Genomic DNA, 17323 nt, shown 5'->3' on the forward strand with positions numbered 1-17323 from the left:
CCTCCGTTGGACGTTGAGGTTGGGGCATCAAAATGCGGTGCCGCGGAGCTCTGAGGATAGCACTTGTCACACGCCACTGCCGTTCTCGCATCCGTTTTCAGGGTTATAAATCCGTGCATCTCAAATTAATTATTTTAAATCAGAATGATTCGCATTAAGATGTGCAAATTAAGCCTGAGTGACTCAAAAAACGGAGAAAACGATGTCCCGAATGTCCGAAACCGGCTTTCGCCGCAAGGCGCTGTTCACTGCGATCATGGCGGCTTCTATGCCAGGTCTGACGGTGGCGCAGGGCCAGCAGCCGGTGGCTCTGCAGCCGCTTGAAGTGTCCGCGACGCGAGAAGCCGCAAGTTCTGAGCAAACCCGCAGCTACGTGGCTGAAACCACAACCACCACGATGAAAATGGGCCTGGCCCATCGGGAAACCCCGCAAGCGGTGACCGTGGTTACCCGCGAGCAGATGGACGATTTTGCACAGAACGACATCAACGATGTCCTGGAAGGCACCACCGGCGTCACTGTGGAATCGGCGGAAACGGACCGCACCTATTACACCGCCCGTGGTTTCGACATCAACAACTTTCAGTACGACGGCGTCGGCCTGCCGGCAGTCTACGACAACGTGCAGGGCGAGCTGGACACCGCATTCTTTGACCGGGTGGAAGTGGTGCGTGGCGCCAATGGCCTGATGACGGGATCTGGCAACCCCTCTGCAACGGTTAACTTCATCCGCAAGCGCCCGACAGCGGACACTCAGGGCTCGATTGCTGTTACCGGTGGGTCCTGGGACAAGAAACGTATTGTTGGTGATGTGTCCGGTGCGGTATCGGAATCCGGCGCGGTGCGGGGCCGGGTCGTGGCGGGTTACGAAGACAAGGATTCTTACCTCGACCGTTACAGCAACGAGAAGCAGATGTTCTACGGGGTGATTGAGGCAGACCTTACCGATACCACCCTGCTGACGCTGGGGCATTCCATCCAGACCTCCGATACCGACAGCCCGATGTGGGGTGCCTTGCCGTTGTTCAATACCGATGGCACCGCCACCGATTACGCTCGCTCCACCAGCACGTCCTCAGACTGGTCGTACTGGGACAACACCCTGCACAACAGCTTTGTAGAACTCCAGCAGCAGTTGGGCGATGGCTGGCGCGCCCAGGGCTCGGTGCTCAGGCTGAAGAGCGAAAGTGAGTCCGAGCTGTTCTATCAATACGGTACGCCAGATCCCGACACGGGCGAAGGGCTGGCCGCCTATCCCAGCCAATACGATTTGGACGTGGAGCAGTGGGTCGTGGATGCCTACGCCACCGGCCCGTTCGAGCTGGCCAACCGCACCCACGAACTGGTGTTGGGCGCCACCTGGTCACGCTCGGAAACCGTAGACGAATCCCGCTATGGCCAGGGTATTGGTGACCCGTTGCCGCCGCTCGAGGAGTGGCAGGGCAATTACCCCAGACCCACCTTTGATAACGGCGTTGGCGGTTCCGACTGGACCGACAAAGAAGTAGCGACCTACGCCGCTGCGCGCTGGTCGCTGACCGACCGGCTGACCGCCATCACCGGCCTGCGCCTTACCTGGCTCGACAGCGACGGTGATAGCTACGGCAGCAGCAAGTCCACCAGCTACGATGCGGTGGAGACACCCTACGCGGGTCTGATTTACGACCTTACTGATAACCACTCGGTTTATGCCAGTTACACGGAAATCTTCACGCCGCAGACCGAGGAGGACATCAACCGGGACCGTCTTGATCCTATTGATGGCGTTAACTACGAGATTGGCCTGAAGAGCGAATTTGCGGACGACCGTGTGAACACTACCGTGGCACTGTTCCAGACCAGGCAGGAGAATGTCGCGGAAGCGGCTGGTACTTACCCGGGGACTCAGGATCCCTACTATCAGGGCCAGGACGGACTTGAGAGCCAGGGTGTCGAGCTGGAGTTTGTCGGTGATGTGACGGACCGCATTCAACTGTTTGCCGGCTACACCTATGTCGACATTGAGGATGCAGACGGAAACCCGGAAAAGTCCTTCGTGCCGGAGCACCTGGCGCAACTGCGCGGAACCTGGCAAGTGCCCGGTGTTGAAGGCCTGAAGCTGGGCAGTGCAATTCGCTGGCAGTCAGAGATTACTCAGGACCAGATCTATCGTCCGGATGCCAGCACCGCGATTTCCTACGAAACCAAGCAGGAAAGCTATGCGGTGGTTGATCTGATGGCCAGTTACGACTTCGCCCGCCATTGGAGCGCGACACTGAATGTGAACAACGTGACCGATGAAAAGTACATCGAAAGCCTGAAAAAGTTTGGCGATGCCGCCCAGGGCTTCTATGGCGAGCCGGCCAATGCCAGCGTGACCGTCTCCCGGGTGTTCTAGAGCTCAGGATGGGTTTGAAACAGAAGGGGCCAGGAACCGGAGTGGACATAGTTCACTCCGGTAGTCTCCTCCAAGCACTGGATGCAGGGAGTAAAAGCGATGACACCGGAGCAGGAAATGATCGAAGGATTGAAAATCGCCGCAGGCGCAGGGCTGTTTATTGTCCTGGCTGCCACTGGCCTGTTGATGGGTGCTGGGCTGGGCGGTTGAGCTCTGCCAGGCGCGCTTTGCGATGCACGCCACAGGTACCGCAGTAACCACCCTCCGGCAACAGATACTTCAGGCAGCAGCCCTTGCGCTGGGGAATGGCGCGGGTCTGTCCATTGAGCGTCGCCGGAATCCAGCCCACAAACCGGCTGCTGTCGCAGTCAAAGTTGTCCAGCCATGCCTGAGCCAATGCGCACACCGACTGCGCTTCAGCTTGATTCCACACCGCCGAAAACGGCGCGCCCAGACCAAGCCCGATACTGCTCCAGAAAGCGCCGGGGCTGACACCGAAAGCCTGCCGAAATACCGGGTACCAGGCGTTAACCTGGCCAGCCAGTTTATTCACGAAGTCTGCGACACCGAGCGATGGCCCGGTCGGCCTATGAAGCCAGCGCGAACTGGCCATGGCTCCGGTGGCTGGCCCCAGAAATACCTCGTGCTCATTCGGCAGCGGAGCCTTGCCGTCCCGAAACAGTCTCAGCGTCAGCGGTGCAATCACCGACAGCGCCAGATCCTGTTGCACGACAGACACATGCGCCCGCATCAGGCGGGCGTCAGAAGTTTCCGGATGATCCATTCTGAGTTGGTGTCGCAGGCGTTCCGGCTGAGCCAGGCACTGGGCCAGAGACAAAGGAAGCGTTTGTCCGGGGGCTGATGGCGACTGAGCCTGCTTTGAAGAATCCGTCAGGGCCAGAGCCTGGCTCAACACCGTATCGGCGTTGAGGTCTGAGCTGGCCAGCAACTGGCGATAGCGGTCACGCCAGTCTGTGCGATGGCACTCAGGCACGGCCATGACGGCTCAGTCCCCACAGGAAGTAAATGCCGCCGACCAGCGCGGCCAGAAGGCCTGCCGGCAACTGCGACGGGAAGATCACGATCCGGGACAAATAATCTGCCAGCGCCAATAGCAAGCCCCCGGCCAGGGCGGAGCCAATCATCTGCCGGCCCACAGTCTGTTGCCCGAGTACCCGTGCAAGGTGGGGTGCAATCAGACCGACGAAACTGAGCGGGCCAATGACCACCGTGGCCGCAGCGGTCAGAATGGCCGCAAGAATGAGCAGCCCCAGGCGGGCCCGGGTGACCGGCAGCCCCAGCGACGAGGCCGAGGTGTCGCCCAGCGCCAGTAGCGTCAGCGGTCGGATCGCTACAAACAGAGTCAGGCAAATCACCAGAGTCAAGCCAAGAAGACTCAAAGCCTCGGTTTCCGAAATCAGCCAGGTGGCCCCGTACATCCAGTTCAGCAGCTTGGCGGCAACGGTACCGCCGGACGCCATCACCAGGCGCAGCCCGGAATCCATGAAGACATACAGCGCCAGGCCGCCCAGCAACAGCTGGTTGCCGGCAAAGCGATGGCGCCTGGCCAGCAGGATCAGCAGGCCAAGGGCGCCGGCGGCGCCCAAGGTGGCCGCACCAAGCTGGCCGGCGCGGCCGATCTCGGTGCCGGTGAGCACAATCAGCACCATGACCAGGGCAGCACCGCCGCTGATGCCGAGCAATTCCGGACTGGCCATCACGTTGCCGGTCATGCGTTGGATCAGGCTGCCCGCCAGGCCCAGGCAGACGCCTGCGAGAATGGCGGCGAGCAGCCGTGGGCCACGCCAGACCCAGGCCTCGCCCCAGTCGGCGATGGGTGTCCAGCTCCATTCCTGCAAGCCCGGTGACCAGCCCATGGAGACGAAAAAGGTGGCCAGCAGCAGGCACAGTAAAACGGCGCCAGTGACCAGAACCGAGCGTCGTTTCGGCAGGAAAGCACCGGGGTTGGATTCCTGCCCGGGCATGTGGTGAGTGTTCTTGAAGCCCTGCAGTGCCAGCAGAATAATGGGGCCGCCGATCAGGGCCGTTGTAGTGCCGGTGGGCACCAGAGAGCCATCACCCCAGGAAGACGCCCAGTGCGCCAAAGTGTCCGCCAACAGCAGTAGCCCGCCACCGAGCAGCATGCTCCAGATCAGACGTTCCTGCAGGGTTCTAGCGCCTAGCAGGCGGGCCAGAACCGGTGCCGCCAGTCCGACGAAGGCGACAACCCCCACCCGGCTGACCACGGTGGCGCTCATCAACACCACCAGGAACAGCGCCAGCATTCGTAGCAGGCCAACCCGGGCCCCGAGGGAGCTGGCGGAAGCCTGCCCGATTTGCAGCAGTTGCAAGGGACGCATCAGCAACACCAGGGCGGCGCCCAGAATCAAAACCCGCGGCCAAAGATCCATGAACGGCTGCCAGCTGTTCTGGACCAGGGAGCCGGCGCCCCAAATGAACAGATTGCCCAGCCATTCGCCCTTGATCAGCATGAACGCCATGTTCAGGGCGCCCATGAAAAACGTGATCACCAGACCGGCAAGAATGACGGTCACCGGCGAGAATCCCAGTCGCCAGGTCAGTGCGATAACCATGCCGATCGCCAGCAGGCCGCCGGCAACCGCAACCAGGTCCTGGCTAAACGCCAGCAAGGCCGGCGCGAACAGGGTGGCAAGGGTAACGCCAAACTGACCGCCGGCTTCCACGCCCAGAGTGGTCGGCGAGGCCAGGGGGTTGCCCAGAACCTGCTGGGTTACGGCGCCGGCCAGGCCAAGGCCGCAGCCAATGAGCAGGGCGATGGAAACCCGGGGAGCCCAGCTGAAGTGGGCCAGTACCGAGGTGTAATCACCGCCGTCGTAAGACCAGAACGCGGATACGACTGAGACTGGGTCCCGCTCCAGGAACCAGGGCGCAGCGCTGGCCGCCAGTGCGCCCAGCAAGAGCAGCGTGGCAGTCAGCGGCAGCTTGCCCGGCAGCCGTGGCGCAGCGCTGGCAACTTGAGACTCAGCGTACATTATCCGCACCTCCCTGGATCAGCGCGTCCGTCAGCTGAATGGCCAATCGCTTGACCGGAAACACAGCGCCAAAGGGCCACACTGGTTCAATCTGATAAACCTGGTTGCGCTGCACGGCGGGCAGGTAGGTCCAGAACGGACTCTGGGCGAGCTTGTCAGACAGCCCCGGGCGGGTTGGTTCTATCACCACAATCCGGCCGTTCGGGTAGGGCGCAATGGCTTCCAGGCCGACCGTCGAGAAACCCCAGTAGTTGCCCTCGTGGGGCCAGACATTGTCCAGTCCAAGTCCGTCGAGGGTGGTCTGGTACAGACCGTTGGGCGCAAAGATGCGAACGTGTCGGTCATCCAGGAAACTGACCAGGGCAACGGAACGTTTATGGACGCCGTACGCTTCCAGGCGACGGCGTTGGTTGGCCAGGGTAGTGTCGATATCGGCCAGAATCTCCCGGGCCCGATCTGCCCGATCGAGCATCTCTGCCAAGGTGATCAGCATCTGCCGGGCCTTGGCGAATGGCCGGGCGCCTTTTTTGTAGACGCTGCTGACGTAAGTAGGCGCGATCTGGTGCAGCAGAACCGCCGCCGGTGCCATTTCCGAACTGGTGACGATCAGGTCTGGCTCCAGTTCGGCAATGGCTTCAAGACTGGGGGCTACACGGGTACCAATGTTGGGCACGTGGTCCGGCAGCATCGGTTCACGGACCCAGGTGGCGTAGCCGGATTTGTCCGCTACTCCCACTGGGGTGACTCCTAACAGCAGCAGCGCTTCGGTGGCGGCCCAGTTCAGGGCGACAATCCGTTGCGGCGGTTTATCCAGACTCACGCGGCCCTGTTCGTGTTGCCAGGTTTGAGCTGCTGCCATCGCTGACAACAGCAACAGGCAAAGGCCGGCCGCTATCCGTGCCAGGAGGTTGGTGAAACGGGGGGTTGTGAAAGGCGAGCTAGTGGACATAGGACACCCACTGGCCCGGGGCGCGCTCCATAACTCCCATTGGCACACCGTAAATGGATTCCAGGGTGCCGCTGTTCATGATCTCCTGCGGGGTGCCATCGGCAATCAGTCGGCCGCCGCGAAGTGCGACCAGGCGATCACAGAACCGGGCTGCCAGGTCGACATCGTGCAGAACCACGACCACGGTCAGATCCCGTTCCTCGGCCAGGCGATGCACAAGGCGCAGGGTCTCCACCTGATGTTTTACATCCAAAGCCGAAATCGGCTCATCCAGTAATAGGCACTGGGTTTGTTGGGCCAGCAGCATGGCAATCCAGGCCCGTTGGCGTTCGCCACCGGATAGGGTGTCCACCGAGCGATGACGGAACGGGGTCAAACCGGTGTCGGCAATGGCCTGGTCAATGCACGCGTAGTCGTCGGGTGTGTAGCGGCCCAGAGGCCCGCGCCAGGGATAGCGACCCAGCGCCACCAGCTCGCTGACGGTCAGGCCGTCGGTGCCGGGCGGATGCTGGGGCAGGTAACCCACGGTACGGGCGAATTCACGGGCATCGGTGCGGTGGTTGCGGTTGCCCACAAGGCGAACGTCGCCCTTGGCTGGCGAAAGTTGCCGGGCCAGCACCTTGAGCAGGGTGGATTTGCCGGAGCCATTGTGGCCGAGCAGGGCGGTTACTTCGCCCTCCCGGAAGTCGAGGTTGATGTCATTAACGATGGTGGTGTCGCCGATGCGAACACCGAGGCTGGATACTTCGAAAAACGCAGACATGCGAACTCCCGGCAATCAGAAGCTCTGCAGCATAATCTAAACGCGAATCACTATCAATAAGGTTATTGACTGCGCCTGGCTGATCCGGGCCAAGCGCAGTCTCAGGCCGGGGCTCTCTCAGGCAGGCACGGTCGGGGCCGCTTGCCCGGTCTGCACTTGCCACTGAGCGTGGTAGGCGCCCCGCTGTTCAAGCAGTTCATCATGGGTGCCGGCTTCCACCACCTTGCCCGCTTCAACCACGGCGATGGTGTCAGCATCGACAATAGTCGACAGGCGATGGGCAATCATGATCACTGTCCGGTTGTGGCCAATGCGCTTGAGGGAGCGCTGAATGGCCGCTTCGGTCTCGTTGTCCACCGCACTGGTGGCTTCATCCAGCACCAGAATTGGCGGGTCCTTCAGTAGGGCACGGGCCAGGGACAGTCGCTGGCGCTGGCCGCCGGACAACCGTATGCCACGCTCACCAACCGCCGTGTCCAGGCCATCGGGCAGGGCTTCAATGAAGGACCAGGCCTCCGCCGTTTTTGCGGCGTCGATGATATCGGCCTCGGTGGCGTCGGGTTTACCGTAGGCCAGGTTATCCCGAATGCTGCCCTCGAACAGATAGACGTCCTGGCTCACCAGGCCAATAGCGCTGCGCAGGGATTTCAGGCTGACACTCTGGATCGGCTGATCGTCGATCAGGATGCGACCGTGGCTGGGGTCGTAAAACCGCAGCAGCAGTTTGATCAGGGTGGATTTGCCAGACCCAGTAGCGCCGACCAGGGCGAGGGTGTTGCCAGCAGGCACGGTCAGATCGATGTCCCTTATACCCGCGCCACTAGAAGGATAGTGAAAGCTTACTTGCTCGAAGTGAACATGGCCTTTAACCGGTTCGGCCAAAGGCTGGCCAGCCTGGTCGTGCACGTTTACCGGTTCGGCCAGCAGGTCCAGAATGCGACGGGTACTGGCCATGGCCCGCTCGAACAGATCGATGACTTCGGCAAGGCCGGTTAGCGGCCAGAGCAGGCGCTGGGTCAGGAACACCAGCACGCCGTAGGCGCCGACATTGAGCGAGCCCTCCAGCGCCATCATGCCGCCCACGGTAAAGGTGGCGAGGAACCCGGCCAGAATCGCCATGCGGATCACCGGAATGAAAGCCGAGCTGATGCGAATGGCCCGGCGATTGGCTTCCACATAGGCTTCGCTGCTGGCCTTCAGGCGTTCGGCTTCACGCTGCTCTGCGGTGAAGCTCTTTATCGTGGCGATGCCGCCGAGATTGTTGGCCAGCCGGCTGGAAAGATCGCCAACTTTTTCCCGCACGTCGGCGTACAGCGGTCCGGCCTTGCGCTGGAAGTAGAAGGCGCCCCAGATGATTAGCGGGATGGGGGTGAAAGCCAGCAGGGCAATCAATGGGGAGAGAACGAAGAACACCGCACCGACCGCCACCACGGTCACCAGCACCTGGATCATGGCATTGGCACCGCCGTCCAGGAAGCGTTCCAGCTGGTTGACGTCGTCGTTCATCGTAGCCACCAGCTGGCCGGAGCTGCGAGCCTCAAAGAAGCTCATGTCCAGGCGCTGGGCATGCTCGTAAGCGTCCTGCCTGAGGTCGGATTGGAGGCGCTGGGCCAGATTGCGCCACAGGATCTGGTACAGGTACTCGAACAGGGATTCACCGGCCCAGATGAAGAAGGTCAGCACCGCCAGGATAGTAATCTGCTCCTGAGCGGTTTCGAAGCCGAGGCCCGCGACAAAGCTCTCTTCCTGGTTGACCACCACATCGATGGCGACGCCGATCAGGATCTCGGGAGCAATGTCGAACAGCTTGTTGATCATGGAGCAGATGCTGGCCGTGATGATTTGGCGCCGGTAGCCCCGGGCGTATCTCAGCAGGCGGGCAAGGGCAGAAAAACTGCTGGTCGAGGGGCCAGAGGCGCTGGAACGGCCGGACATGTCTTCACTCCATGGGCAATTGGAAAACGGGAAGGGTAGCGGGTAACTCCTAAAAATTAAAGAGAATCATTATCAACAAATGCTTATGCTCTCGATCAGAGCATCGTTAACCCTGGCGATTCCGCTGCAGCCAGCGGTCCAGTTTGTCAGCAAATTCTTTGCGATCGGTCTGGCTGAAGGGAGCCGGGCCACCGGTAACCTGGCCGGCGTTGCGCATTTCTTCCATGAAGTTGCGCATGGCGAGGCGCTGGCGAATATTCTCTTTGGTAAAGGCCTGGCCTCTCGGGTTGAACACGTCTGCGCCTTTTTCGATGGCCTCTGCCGCCAGCGGGATATCCTGAGTGATCACCAGGTCGCCCTGGGTCATCTGGTCCATGATTTCGTTGTCGGCCACGTCGAAGCCGTGGGCTACCTGCTTGCGTTGGATGTAGGGGCTCGGTGGCAGGTTGATGGCGTGGTTGGCAATGAAGGTGGTCTGGATCTGCCAGCGGGTGGCGGCCCGGCAGAGGATTTCCCGAATGGGGACAGGGCAGGCGTCGGCGTCGACCCAGATTGGCATGGTTTGGTCCTTCGTTGGTTTGGTGTCTTTTGGGGAGTTTAACGGGTGTTGGTGTGGGCTTGGTAGTCGACAGGAGCGTATTGTTTGCTGTGGGCGTTAACTTCGGCGGCTGAGGTATTGCGAGAGGTTTTCCAAAAACCGCTACGAGCACATCCATGTGCGCTTGTCTCCGGCCATCCATGGCCTACGACATTTTTGGAAAACCTCTCGCAATACCTCGATCTGACGTCGCAGTTAGCTCCCCACTGAATAAAATTTGTACTACGGCTAAATTGTGGAGCGATGTCATGGCTTTAAGAATTTTTTTTTCAGCGTTATTCGCTTTGGTGATTTCGCTACCAGTGCTGGCGGCCGATGCCAATGGGCATGCCGCGGCGTGGGCAGCGCTTCGGGAAGGGCGGGCGGTCTTGATGATGCGCCATGCCCTTGCACCGGGGATGGGCGACCCAGCTCGCTTCGAACTGGGTGACTGTAGCACTCAGCGCAACCTGAATGAAGAAGGGCGGGCGCAAGCACGTTCCTGGAAACCCTTTCTCGCCGAACATGGCATAGATGAGGCCCGGGTGTATTCCAGCCAGTGGTGTCGCTGCATGGACACGGCGACGGAGATGAATGTTGGAGACGTGACTGATTGGCCGCCTTTGAACTCGTTTTTCCAGAATCGCAGTGAAGGTCTACGGCAAACCCGGGAGCTTATCGCGGGCGTGAACAAAATGGGCGAGGGCGCGCCGATTATTCTGGTGTCCCACCAGGTGAATACCACGGCATTGACTGGAGTTTATCCGGCCTCGAATGAGGGCGTGATCATTGCGCTGCCGTTGTCGGATGCACCGGAGATTCTGGCCCGGGTGTCGCCGGGGCCGTAATTCGTGAACGTACCTGATTGGGGTAGCCGCTACCACCCTGGCTCTGGGGGTACTTATTGGCTGCTTCGGCAGGGACAGCAGTCCGCGCGTTGGGACGATTAGGCTGACCGTTGTTTCGGGCGCGCGGCGTTGATCATTCCTTCTGAGTCGACTAATTTTTAATCAGTAGTCCTGGTTTCGCACAGCGTAATTATCCTAGGCGCGTGCGATTTGGCTTGGCGCTGTAACGACTGACCGATTAATTAATCGTAAATTCGATGGAGGTGGACTCGGCCTATAATGGGCTTGGCATGTTGTCCGTGCACTTACATGGGCATGCCCGGGGGGACGTTTGACGACACGCAAGCGAAATATCTGGACGCTATTCTGGCTGGTGTATGCCGGGGGCCTAGTATTGCTTGCAGCCCTGGTGTCGTCATCCTGGAATGACACCGTTGATCGGTATGAGCGTCATCACCAGTCCCGCGCCGAGTTCTTCGCCCAATCCGTCTACAGCATTCTCAGTACTCAGGAATTGGTGCTGGACGTTGTTGGCCGCGAGCTGCTGCGCCGCGGGGAGTTCCCCGACCCCCCACAGGCCCTGCCACTGCTCGACAGCATTCTGGCCTCCAACCCCTCTATTGGGGGCATCGGGCTGGTGCGACCCGACGGACAATTCTTCGCGTTGAGCTCCAACGTCAGTTTAGAGCAGTTACCCAACCTTAAGGGCTCGGAAATAACGGCCCCCAGTTTTAACCTGGCACTGAAGGAAGACAAGCTGATCCTGGGGCGAACCTACTATTTCGAGCCTCTCGGGAAGTGGATTATTCCGGTTCGCAAAGCCTTGAGGGACGACAGTGGTAAGGTTTTACTGGTGATGACCGCCGGTCTCGAAATTGAGAGCGACCGGGGGATCTTTCGAAAGGATCACCACAGTCGTGTCGCCGACAGTTTGATGTTGTTCCGCGAACGCGACGGTTACCTCCAGTACCTCGACCGCGAAGGTGTCGGCCCGGAGGACTATGCGATGGTTCGTCGCACAGACGAGCAGGTACGCGAGGAAGCGGCGCGGCTGGAAGAGCAAACCGGTCGAACCATCGAGTCCATCAAAGCTGATGATGACGCCGTAGTCTTTTATTCGGAACGGGACAGTGGCAACTACATGGGGGCCGCAGTTTACGATTCCCGGTTCGAGCTGTGGATTATTTCCGAATCGGATATGGCGGGCATTCTCCGGGACTTCTTTGCAGAGCTGGCAATCTACCTGGGGCTGTTTTTTGTTGTCTCGGCGCTGCTCTATTTGCTTTTCAGCCGCATCGATAAAATCGAGAGGAAGCGCCTGGAGGAACTGTTTCATAAGTCCCGGCACGATGACCTGACAGGTCTGCTCAACCGGGCCGGATTGATCGACCAGATTCACACTCGTATTAACAGTCATCAACCGTTCAGTATGGCGCTGGTGGATATTGATAATTTCCGCGGCATCAACGACCGTTTTGGACAGGACTATGGTGACCGGGTGTTGGCGGAATGGTCGCGCTGCTTAAGGAAGAACGCCGGCGAGGAGGCCGTTGTGGCGAGCCTGGGTGGCGATGAATTTGCCGTTGTTAGTCCTCTGTGCGAGCCGGAGCAGGTGTCCAATTATTGCTGGCGACTACTGACTGATACCAGCTACTGCATTCAAAACGGTTCGCTTGAACTTCAGCTGGGCGCCAGCATTGGCGCTGCCATTTTTCCCGAGAATGGACACTCGTTCAGCAGCATTGTGCGCAGCGCCCACCTCGCCCTGCATAAGGCCAAACGCAATCGAAACGATGTGTGTCTGTTCCGCAATGATATCGAAACCGGCTATCTGCGCCGGGTGCACATCGAACAGCGACTCCGGGGGGCGCTGGAACCAAACCTGATTACCATGGCCTACCAAACCCAGGTGGATGCCAACGGACAGGTGATCGGTATGGAAGCTCTGGCCCGTTGGTACGACAAGGAACTGGGTTACGTGCCACCCAACGAATTTGTGTCGGTGGCCGAGGCCTCCGGCCTCATGGTCCAGCTGGGTGATTATGTGCTCGACCACAGCCTGGCTGATTTCAGTTTGCTCCCTCGTTCCGAAGAAGCGCCGCTTGAGCTTTCGGTCAACATCTCGGTGCTGCAGATCATGCAGCCAGGCTTTGCTGAATCGGTCCTCGACAAGCTGAATTACCATCAGGTGGCACCCAGCCAGTTGACCCTGGAAATTACCGAAACCCTGTTCATGTCTGGGCACACCAAAATCCTGCCGGTGCTGGACCAGCTCCGTACTGCCGGCATTCGGCTGTCGATGGACGACTTTGGTACCGGCTATTCGTCCCTGAGCTTGTTGCGTACCTTGCCCATCGACGAGCTGAAGATCGATAAATCCTTTATCGATCATGTCAGCGCGGATCAGAAGTCCCGGAATATGGTGGAGAGCATTGTCGCCATTGCAAGCAATCATGGTATGGAGCTGGTGGCTGAAGGCGTGGAGCATAAATCCCAGGCCGATGCGCTGATAGCCATGGGCTGCCGGCGTTTCCAGGGCTTCTACTTCAGCCGGCCCGTGCCAATTGAGCGGGTTCGGGAGCAGGTTGCGGCCTCCGTAAGCTGAAGTTTCGAAATTCCCCCTGCAATGAACCGCATAGAAAATACTTGTGCCGTTGGATGCCTTCGTTAAGCTCTATACCCAATCAACCTTTGGACAAGGATTCGCCGAATAATGAAAGTAAAAGCCCTGCTTGCTGCTGCGCTGATCACTCTGACACCCACTTGGGCCACAGCTCATGAATTCGTCACTGAGGCGGTGCACATTGATCATCCGTGGAGCCGTCCGACGCCGCCGGGTACACCAATGGGGGTGGGATACCTGGTCATTAGGAACACCAGCGATGCCGATATCACATTGATCGGTGCGCACACTCCGCGTGCGGCAAGCGTCTCGATCCACGAATCGATGATGCATGATGGCATGATGAAAATGCAGCCGCTCAAAAATGGTCTGACCATTCCCGCTGGCGAAACCGTAGAGTTGAAGCCGCACGGTTATCATTTGATGCTGGAAAAACTGAATGGGCCACTTCAGGAGGGTGAGAGTGTTCCGCTGACCCTGGAGTTCGATGGAGCCGCCGCGCTGGATGTCCAGCTGATGGTAGAGCCCCTCGATGGTGGTTCGATGAAAGGCGAGATGGATCATTCCGGTCATCACACGGAGTGAGGGACTAGCGTGTAGAAGATTTTCGAGAAGGCTTTGTTGGTTCTAATGGCAAACCACTGGGAGCTGGGAAGGGTAAATCAATATGTTTCCAGGAGCAGTGTACGTTGTTCTCGCGGACTCGTTGCTGGTCTTGCATGTGGCCTTCGTCGCCTACGTGGTGCTTGGTCTACTGGCGATTTATCTGGGCCACTTCCTGAATTGGTCCTGGGTGCGTAATGTCTGGTTTCGGACCACCCACTTGATTGCCATTGGTATCGTTGTTGTCCAGTCCTGGCTCGGCGTCATTTGTCCGTTAACCACCTGGGAGATGGCGCTTCGCAGCCGGGCCGGGGATGCCAGTTATGAGGGTTCGTTCATCCAACACTGGCTTCACGCCATTTTGTATTTCAGTGCGCCAGAATGGGTGTTCATCCTCAGTTACAGTGTGTTCGGTGGTCTGGTCTTACTCAGCTGGTTCATTATCCGACCCCGCTAGTCTGGTTCCGACCGAAACTCAATCATCGGGTCCATCCGGTAGAAATCGCAGAGCACGGCATACACTGCCGGCTGTGTGTTCTTGAGGTGTGTGGGCTGTTGGAAAAAGGCCTCGGTCAGCACCGCAAAAAACTCCGCGGGCTGGGTCGCGCCGTACGGGTCAAGCCAGCTCTGGTGGTGATGCCGGAGGGAGCGGCGCAGGTGCTCATAGGCTTCGGTCATGGTGTAGAGCCATTGCTCTGCCTGCTGGCCACTGAGCGGTGGTGCTCCATCGGCAGTTCCGTCAAGGTAGTCGAGCTGATGCGCAAACTCGTGCAAAACAACGTTGTGGGGCTCGTCCGGGTGCCGGGCATCGTCCTCGCATTCTGACCACGCCAGCACGACCTGGCCCCGGGAAGATGCTTCACCAGCCCGGATCTGTTCGTCTTCACTCACCACCATACCGTCGCTTTCCGTAGCCTGCACCCGGTACACGTCCGGGTAGACCAGAATGCTGCGCACCTCATCGTAGTCACTGAATGAACGGGCGAGTATCAGCAGGCAGGCATGCCCGGCAATAGTGACCCGAACCTTGTCGTCCACCTCAAATCCGTCGCAGCCGTAAAATTCCTTTTCAGCCAGAAACAGCTGAACATGTTGTTCGAGGCGCTGTTGTTGCGCCGCCGCCAGACGCCGGTAAAGGGGTACGTTGGCCTGCAGCAGCGCGCGCCAGGGAGCGGGGAAGGGCTGCTCCAGCTCCCGCTGCCGGCGCCAGCCACGGTAGAGGAACAGGTAAAAAACGGACAGTGAAATGAACGTTACTGCAAACAGCGCAAATACAAACAGGGCTGACATTCCGTATGATTCCAGTCCGGGTGGGCGTTGCGCCATCTTACCTTATACAAACCTCAGGAGGTTGCTATGTCTGAGAAACGAACCGTTGTGATTACCGGCGCCAATCGCGGCATTGGCCTTGAACTGGCCCGGCATTATGCCGGTGAAGGTTGTGATGTGATCGGTGTGTGCCGCGAGGCGTCGGCTGAGTTGACCGATGTGGCTGCGCGCGTAATCGAGGGCATTGATGTAACTAAAGATGCCGGTGTGGACCAACTCACCGATGCCCTGGCTGGCGAACGCATTGATCTGCTGATCAACAACGCCGGCCTGCTGCAGGATGAAAAGCTCGGCAGCATCGATTTCGACTCGATTCGCATCCAGATGGAGATCAACGCCTACGCACCGCTGCGCGTGACCGAGGCCCTGTTGTCGCAGATTCCGTCCGGCGGCAAGATTGCCAACATCACCAGTCGTATGGGGTCGATCGCCGATAACGATTCCGGTGGGCGCTATGGCTACCGGGCCTCAAAGGCCGCGCTCAATGCCTTTGGCAAATCACTGGCTGTAGATCTGAAGCCCAAGGGAATCGCCGTTGCTCAACTTCACCCTGGCTATGTGCAGACCCGGATGGTGAACTTTGGCGGGCTGATTTCGCCTGAGCAATCGGCCAAGGGCCTGGCGGCGCGTATCGAAGGACTGACTCTGGAGAACACGGGATCGTTCTGGCACAGCAACGGCGAAGCACTGCCGTGGTAAAGTGTCGCGACACTTTTTCCCAACCCAACCGCCACTGAGGTTTTTATGGCCCGTTTTGAGCTGCTAGGCACAGCAACCATTCCCGGTAAGGGAACCCAGCTGCGCCTGCTGCAGCGTAACGATGAGTTTTCCATCAAGATTGCGGGCAGCACCGGCGAGTTGATGAACAGCCGTCTACATGGTTCCGAGGATGCGCTGGCAACGTTGCCGTGCGAACGCATTGCTGACCACCCGGCACCGCGGGTGCTGATTGGCGGGTTGGGCATGGGGTATACACTGGCGGCGGCGCTGCAATCCCTGGGTGAGACTGCGGAGGTGACCGTAGCCGAGTTGGTGCCCGAAGTGAAAGATTGGAACCTGGGGCCTCTTGGTGGGGCGGCCGGTTACCCGCTGAAAGACCCCAGGGCCAAGGTTCATATTGGCGACGTCGTGCAGTTGATTAAAGAGTCGCCAGCCAGTTACGACGCCATTCTTCTGGATATCGATAACGGCCCCGAAGGTCTCACCCGCAAGGAAAACGACTGGCTCTACACCACGGCAGGAATTGCCGCCGCCCAAGCAGCATTGAGGCCGGATGGCGTTCTGGCGTATTGGTCTGCGGGGCAGGATCCGGCGTTTACGGAGCGTCTTAAGCGGGCAGGGTTGTCGGTTGAACCGATTACGGTGCGGGCACATCGCCCCGGCAAAGGGGCGAAGCACGTTATCTGGCTGGCCTGGTAAGGCCGGTCAGTTGTCCTCGTCTTCCATCTGCAGGCGTTCCAGTCGTTCCTGCTCTTCCAGCTTTGCCGCATCGATCACGGCCATCAACTCGTCGACATCGGCACTGTGTGTGTCGTGTTCGAAGCAGCCGGTCAGTTTGCTGTCCGGGTGCAGGTCGCCGCTCTCGTAAAGGGCCCAGATTTCCTTGGCGTAATCGGTCAGGAGGAGGTCGGGTGCATAGCGGCCAAAATACCGGCGCATGTTATCGACATCCCGCTCCAGCATGCGTTCGGCATTGTTGTTGCCTGCGGCATTGACGGCCTGGGGCAGGTCAATGATGACCGGGCCATCGGTATCCACCAGCACATTGAACTCGGACAGGTCGCCGTGGATCAGGCCGGCGGCGAGCATGCGGACAATCTCCGCAATCACCTGCCCGTGATAGTCCCGGGCTACCTCTGGCGTCAGGGTGACATCGTCCAGCCGCGGCGCGGCTTGACCGTCTTCATCGGCAATCATTTCCATCAGTAACACGCCATCCACGAACCCAAATGGTTGCGGAACCCGCACCCCGGCAGATGCAAGGCGGTAGAGCGCGTCCACTTCGGCGTTAAGCCAGGCGTCTTCTTGCTCTTTCTGGCCATAACGGGTTTTCTTATTCATGGCCCGGGCGCGACGGCTGTTACGAACTTTGCGGCCTTCCTGGTATTCCACCGCCTGTTTGAAACTGCGCTTCTGGGCTTCCTTGAATACCTTGGCGCACCGCAACTGGTCGTCACAGCGCACCACGTACACCTGTGCTTCCTTGCCGCTCATTAACTGGTACATCACTTCGTCCACCATGCCATCGTCGACAAGGGGCTGTAATCTCTTCGGTACTTTCATAACGCCTTTCTGATTAACAGTA

15 protein-coding genes are annotated in these 17323 nt (G+C 59.3%); 7 read left to right on the plus strand and 8 right to left on the minus strand.

Annotated features, from left to right (window positions below; genetic code table 11):
* Window positions 1-202: 202 nt before the first annotated feature.
* Complete coding sequence (locus tag FGO67_RS14650; RefSeq protein WP_203301422.1) at window positions 203-2377, plus strand: TonB-dependent siderophore receptor; 2175 nt, start codon at window positions 203-205, stop codon at window positions 2375-2377.
* Window positions 2378-2534: 157 nt separating this feature from the next.
* Here the strand turns inward: FGO67_RS14650 and FGO67_RS14655 are convergent, their stop codons facing one another.
* From FGO67_RS14655 to FGO67_RS14680, 6 genes are all read right to left on the minus strand, one after another.
* Window positions 2535-3377 carry a (2Fe-2S)-binding protein gene (locus tag FGO67_RS14655; protein WP_203301423.1) on the minus strand — a complete coding sequence of 281 codons (843 nt, stop codon included), beginning with the start codon at window positions 3375-3377 and terminating at the stop codon, window positions 2535-2537.
* A complete protein-coding gene (gene fhuB / locus FGO67_RS14660; RefSeq protein WP_203301424.1) occupies window positions 3364-5391 on the minus strand; it encodes a Fe(3+)-hydroxamate ABC transporter permease FhuB in 2028 nt (675 codons plus the stop codon). Before fhuB ends, FGO67_RS14655 begins: the two co-directional genes overlap by 14 nt.
* A complete protein-coding gene (locus FGO67_RS14665; protein ID WP_238942470.1) occupies window positions 5381-6250 on the minus strand; it encodes an ABC transporter substrate-binding protein in 870 nt (289 codons plus the stop codon). Before FGO67_RS14665 ends, fhuB begins: the two co-directional genes overlap by 11 nt.
* A gap of 79 nt (window positions 6251-6329) precedes the next feature.
* Window positions 6330-7103: an ABC transporter ATP-binding protein gene (locus FGO67_RS14670; protein WP_203301426.1), complete on the minus strand. Its 774-nt coding sequence runs from the start codon at window positions 7101-7103 to the stop codon at window positions 6330-6332.
* Window positions 7104-7220: 117 nt separating this feature from the next.
* A complete protein-coding gene (locus tag FGO67_RS14675; protein ID WP_203301427.1) occupies window positions 7221-9038 on the minus strand; it encodes an ABC transporter ATP-binding protein in 1818 nt (605 codons plus the stop codon).
* Window positions 9039-9144: 106 nt separating this feature from the next.
* Window positions 9145-9597 (minus strand): YaiI/YqxD family protein, encoded by a 453-nt coding sequence (locus FGO67_RS14680; protein WP_203301428.1) that lies wholly within the window; start codon window positions 9595-9597, stop codon window positions 9145-9147.
* Window positions 9598-9884: 287 nt separating this feature from the next.
* On the opposite strand from FGO67_RS14680, the gene FGO67_RS14685 reads away from it, so the two are divergent.
* The 4 genes from FGO67_RS14685 (at window position 9885) to FGO67_RS14700 (ending at window position 14146) form a co-directional block, all read left to right on the plus strand.
* Entirely contained in the window at window positions 9885-10463 is a 579-nt protein-coding gene (locus tag FGO67_RS14685; RefSeq protein WP_203301429.1) for a histidine phosphatase family protein, read from the plus strand.
* A gap of 331 nt (window positions 10464-10794) precedes the next feature.
* Window positions 10795-13068: a bifunctional diguanylate cyclase/phosphodiesterase gene (locus FGO67_RS14690; protein ID WP_203301430.1), complete on the plus strand. Its 2274-nt coding sequence runs from the start codon at window positions 10795-10797 to the stop codon at window positions 13066-13068.
* A 108-nt stretch (window positions 13069-13176) separates the two neighbouring features.
* A complete protein-coding gene (locus FGO67_RS14695; protein WP_203301431.1) occupies window positions 13177-13671 on the plus strand; it encodes a copper chaperone PCu(A)C in 495 nt (164 codons plus the stop codon).
* 82 nt (window positions 13672-13753) lie between these two features.
* Window positions 13754-14146 carry a DUF2784 domain-containing protein gene (locus tag FGO67_RS14700; RefSeq protein WP_203301432.1) on the plus strand — a complete coding sequence of 131 codons (393 nt, stop codon included), beginning with the start codon at window positions 13754-13756 and terminating at the stop codon, window positions 14144-14146.
* On the opposite strand, the gene FGO67_RS14705 is transcribed toward FGO67_RS14700, so the two are convergent.
* Window positions 14143-14979 (minus strand): M90 family metallopeptidase, encoded by an 837-nt coding sequence (locus FGO67_RS14705; RefSeq protein ID WP_203301433.1) that lies wholly within the window; start codon window positions 14977-14979, stop codon window positions 14143-14145. The genes FGO67_RS14700 and FGO67_RS14705 overlap by 4 nt on opposite strands.
* Window positions 14980-15045: 66 nt before the next feature.
* Here FGO67_RS14705 and FGO67_RS14710 point away from each other — a divergent pair, with 66 nt between their 5' ends.
* Both FGO67_RS14710 and FGO67_RS14715 read left to right on the plus strand, forming a co-directional pair.
* A complete protein-coding gene (locus FGO67_RS14710; protein ID WP_203301434.1) occupies window positions 15046-15717 on the plus strand; it encodes an SDR family oxidoreductase in 672 nt (223 codons plus the stop codon).
* A 45-nt stretch (window positions 15718-15762) separates the two neighbouring features.
* Window positions 15763-16437, plus strand: coding sequence for a spermidine synthase (locus tag FGO67_RS14715; RefSeq protein ID WP_203301435.1), 675 nt, complete (start codon window positions 15763-15765; stop codon window positions 16435-16437).
* 6 nt (window positions 16438-16443) lie between these two features.
* Here the strand turns inward: FGO67_RS14715 and FGO67_RS14720 are convergent, their stop codons facing one another.
* Window positions 16444-17301 (minus strand): PA4780 family RIO1-like protein kinase, encoded by an 858-nt coding sequence (locus tag FGO67_RS14720; RefSeq protein WP_203301436.1) that lies wholly within the window; start codon window positions 17299-17301, stop codon window positions 16444-16446.
* Window positions 17302-17323 lie beyond the last annotated feature (22 nt).

It is taken from the genome of Marinobacter sediminum, from assembly GCF_016820575.1.
Lineage (GTDB): Bacteria > Pseudomonadota > Gammaproteobacteria > Pseudomonadales > Oleiphilaceae > Marinobacter > Marinobacter sediminum.

What these genes read in the sequence shown, in the direction of transcription:
- FGO67_RS14650 (WP_203301422.1), top strand. Translation starts at nt 203, where the DNA reads ATGTCCCGAATGTCCGAAACCGGCTTTCGCCGCAAGGCGCTGTTCACT.
- FGO67_RS14655 (WP_203301423.1), bottom strand. Translation starts at nt 3,377, where the DNA reads ATGGCCGTGCCTGAGTGCCATCGCACAGACTGGCGTGACCGCTATCGC.
- fhuB (WP_203301424.1), bottom strand. Translation starts at nt 5,391, where the DNA reads ATGTACGCTGAGTCTCAAGTTGCCAGCGCTGCGCCACGGCTGCCGGGC.
- FGO67_RS14665 (WP_238942470.1), bottom strand. Translation starts at nt 6,250, where the DNA reads ATGGCAGCAGCTCAAACCTGGCAACACGAACAGGGCCGCGTGAGTCTG.
- FGO67_RS14670 (WP_203301426.1), bottom strand. Translation starts at nt 7,103, where the DNA reads ATGTCTGCGTTTTTCGAAGTATCCAGCCTCGGTGTTCGCATCGGCGAC.
- FGO67_RS14675 (WP_203301427.1), bottom strand. Translation starts at nt 9,038, where the DNA reads ATGTCCGGCCGTTCCAGCGCCTCTGGCCCCTCGACCAGCAGTTTTTCT.
- FGO67_RS14680 (WP_203301428.1), bottom strand. Translation starts at nt 9,597, where the DNA reads ATGCCAATCTGGGTCGACGCCGACGCCTGCCCTGTCCCCATTCGGGAA.
- FGO67_RS14685 (WP_203301429.1), top strand. Translation starts at nt 9,885, where the DNA reads ATGGCTTTAAGAATTTTTTTTTCAGCGTTATTCGCTTTGGTGATTTCG.
- FGO67_RS14695 (WP_203301431.1), top strand. Translation starts at nt 13,177, where the DNA reads ATGAAAGTAAAAGCCCTGCTTGCTGCTGCGCTGATCACTCTGACACCC.
- FGO67_RS14700 (WP_203301432.1), top strand. Translation starts at nt 13,754, where the DNA reads ATGTTTCCAGGAGCAGTGTACGTTGTTCTCGCGGACTCGTTGCTGGTC.
- FGO67_RS14705 (WP_203301433.1), bottom strand. Translation starts at nt 14,979, where the DNA reads ATGTCAGCCCTGTTTGTATTTGCGCTGTTTGCAGTAACGTTCATTTCA.
- FGO67_RS14710 (WP_203301434.1), top strand. Translation starts at nt 15,046, where the DNA reads ATGTCTGAGAAACGAACCGTTGTGATTACCGGCGCCAATCGCGGCATT.
- FGO67_RS14715 (WP_203301435.1), top strand. Translation starts at nt 15,763, where the DNA reads ATGGCCCGTTTTGAGCTGCTAGGCACAGCAACCATTCCCGGTAAGGGA.
- FGO67_RS14720 (WP_203301436.1), bottom strand. Translation starts at nt 17,301, where the DNA reads ATGAAAGTACCGAAGAGATTACAGCCCCTTGTCGACGATGGCATGGTG.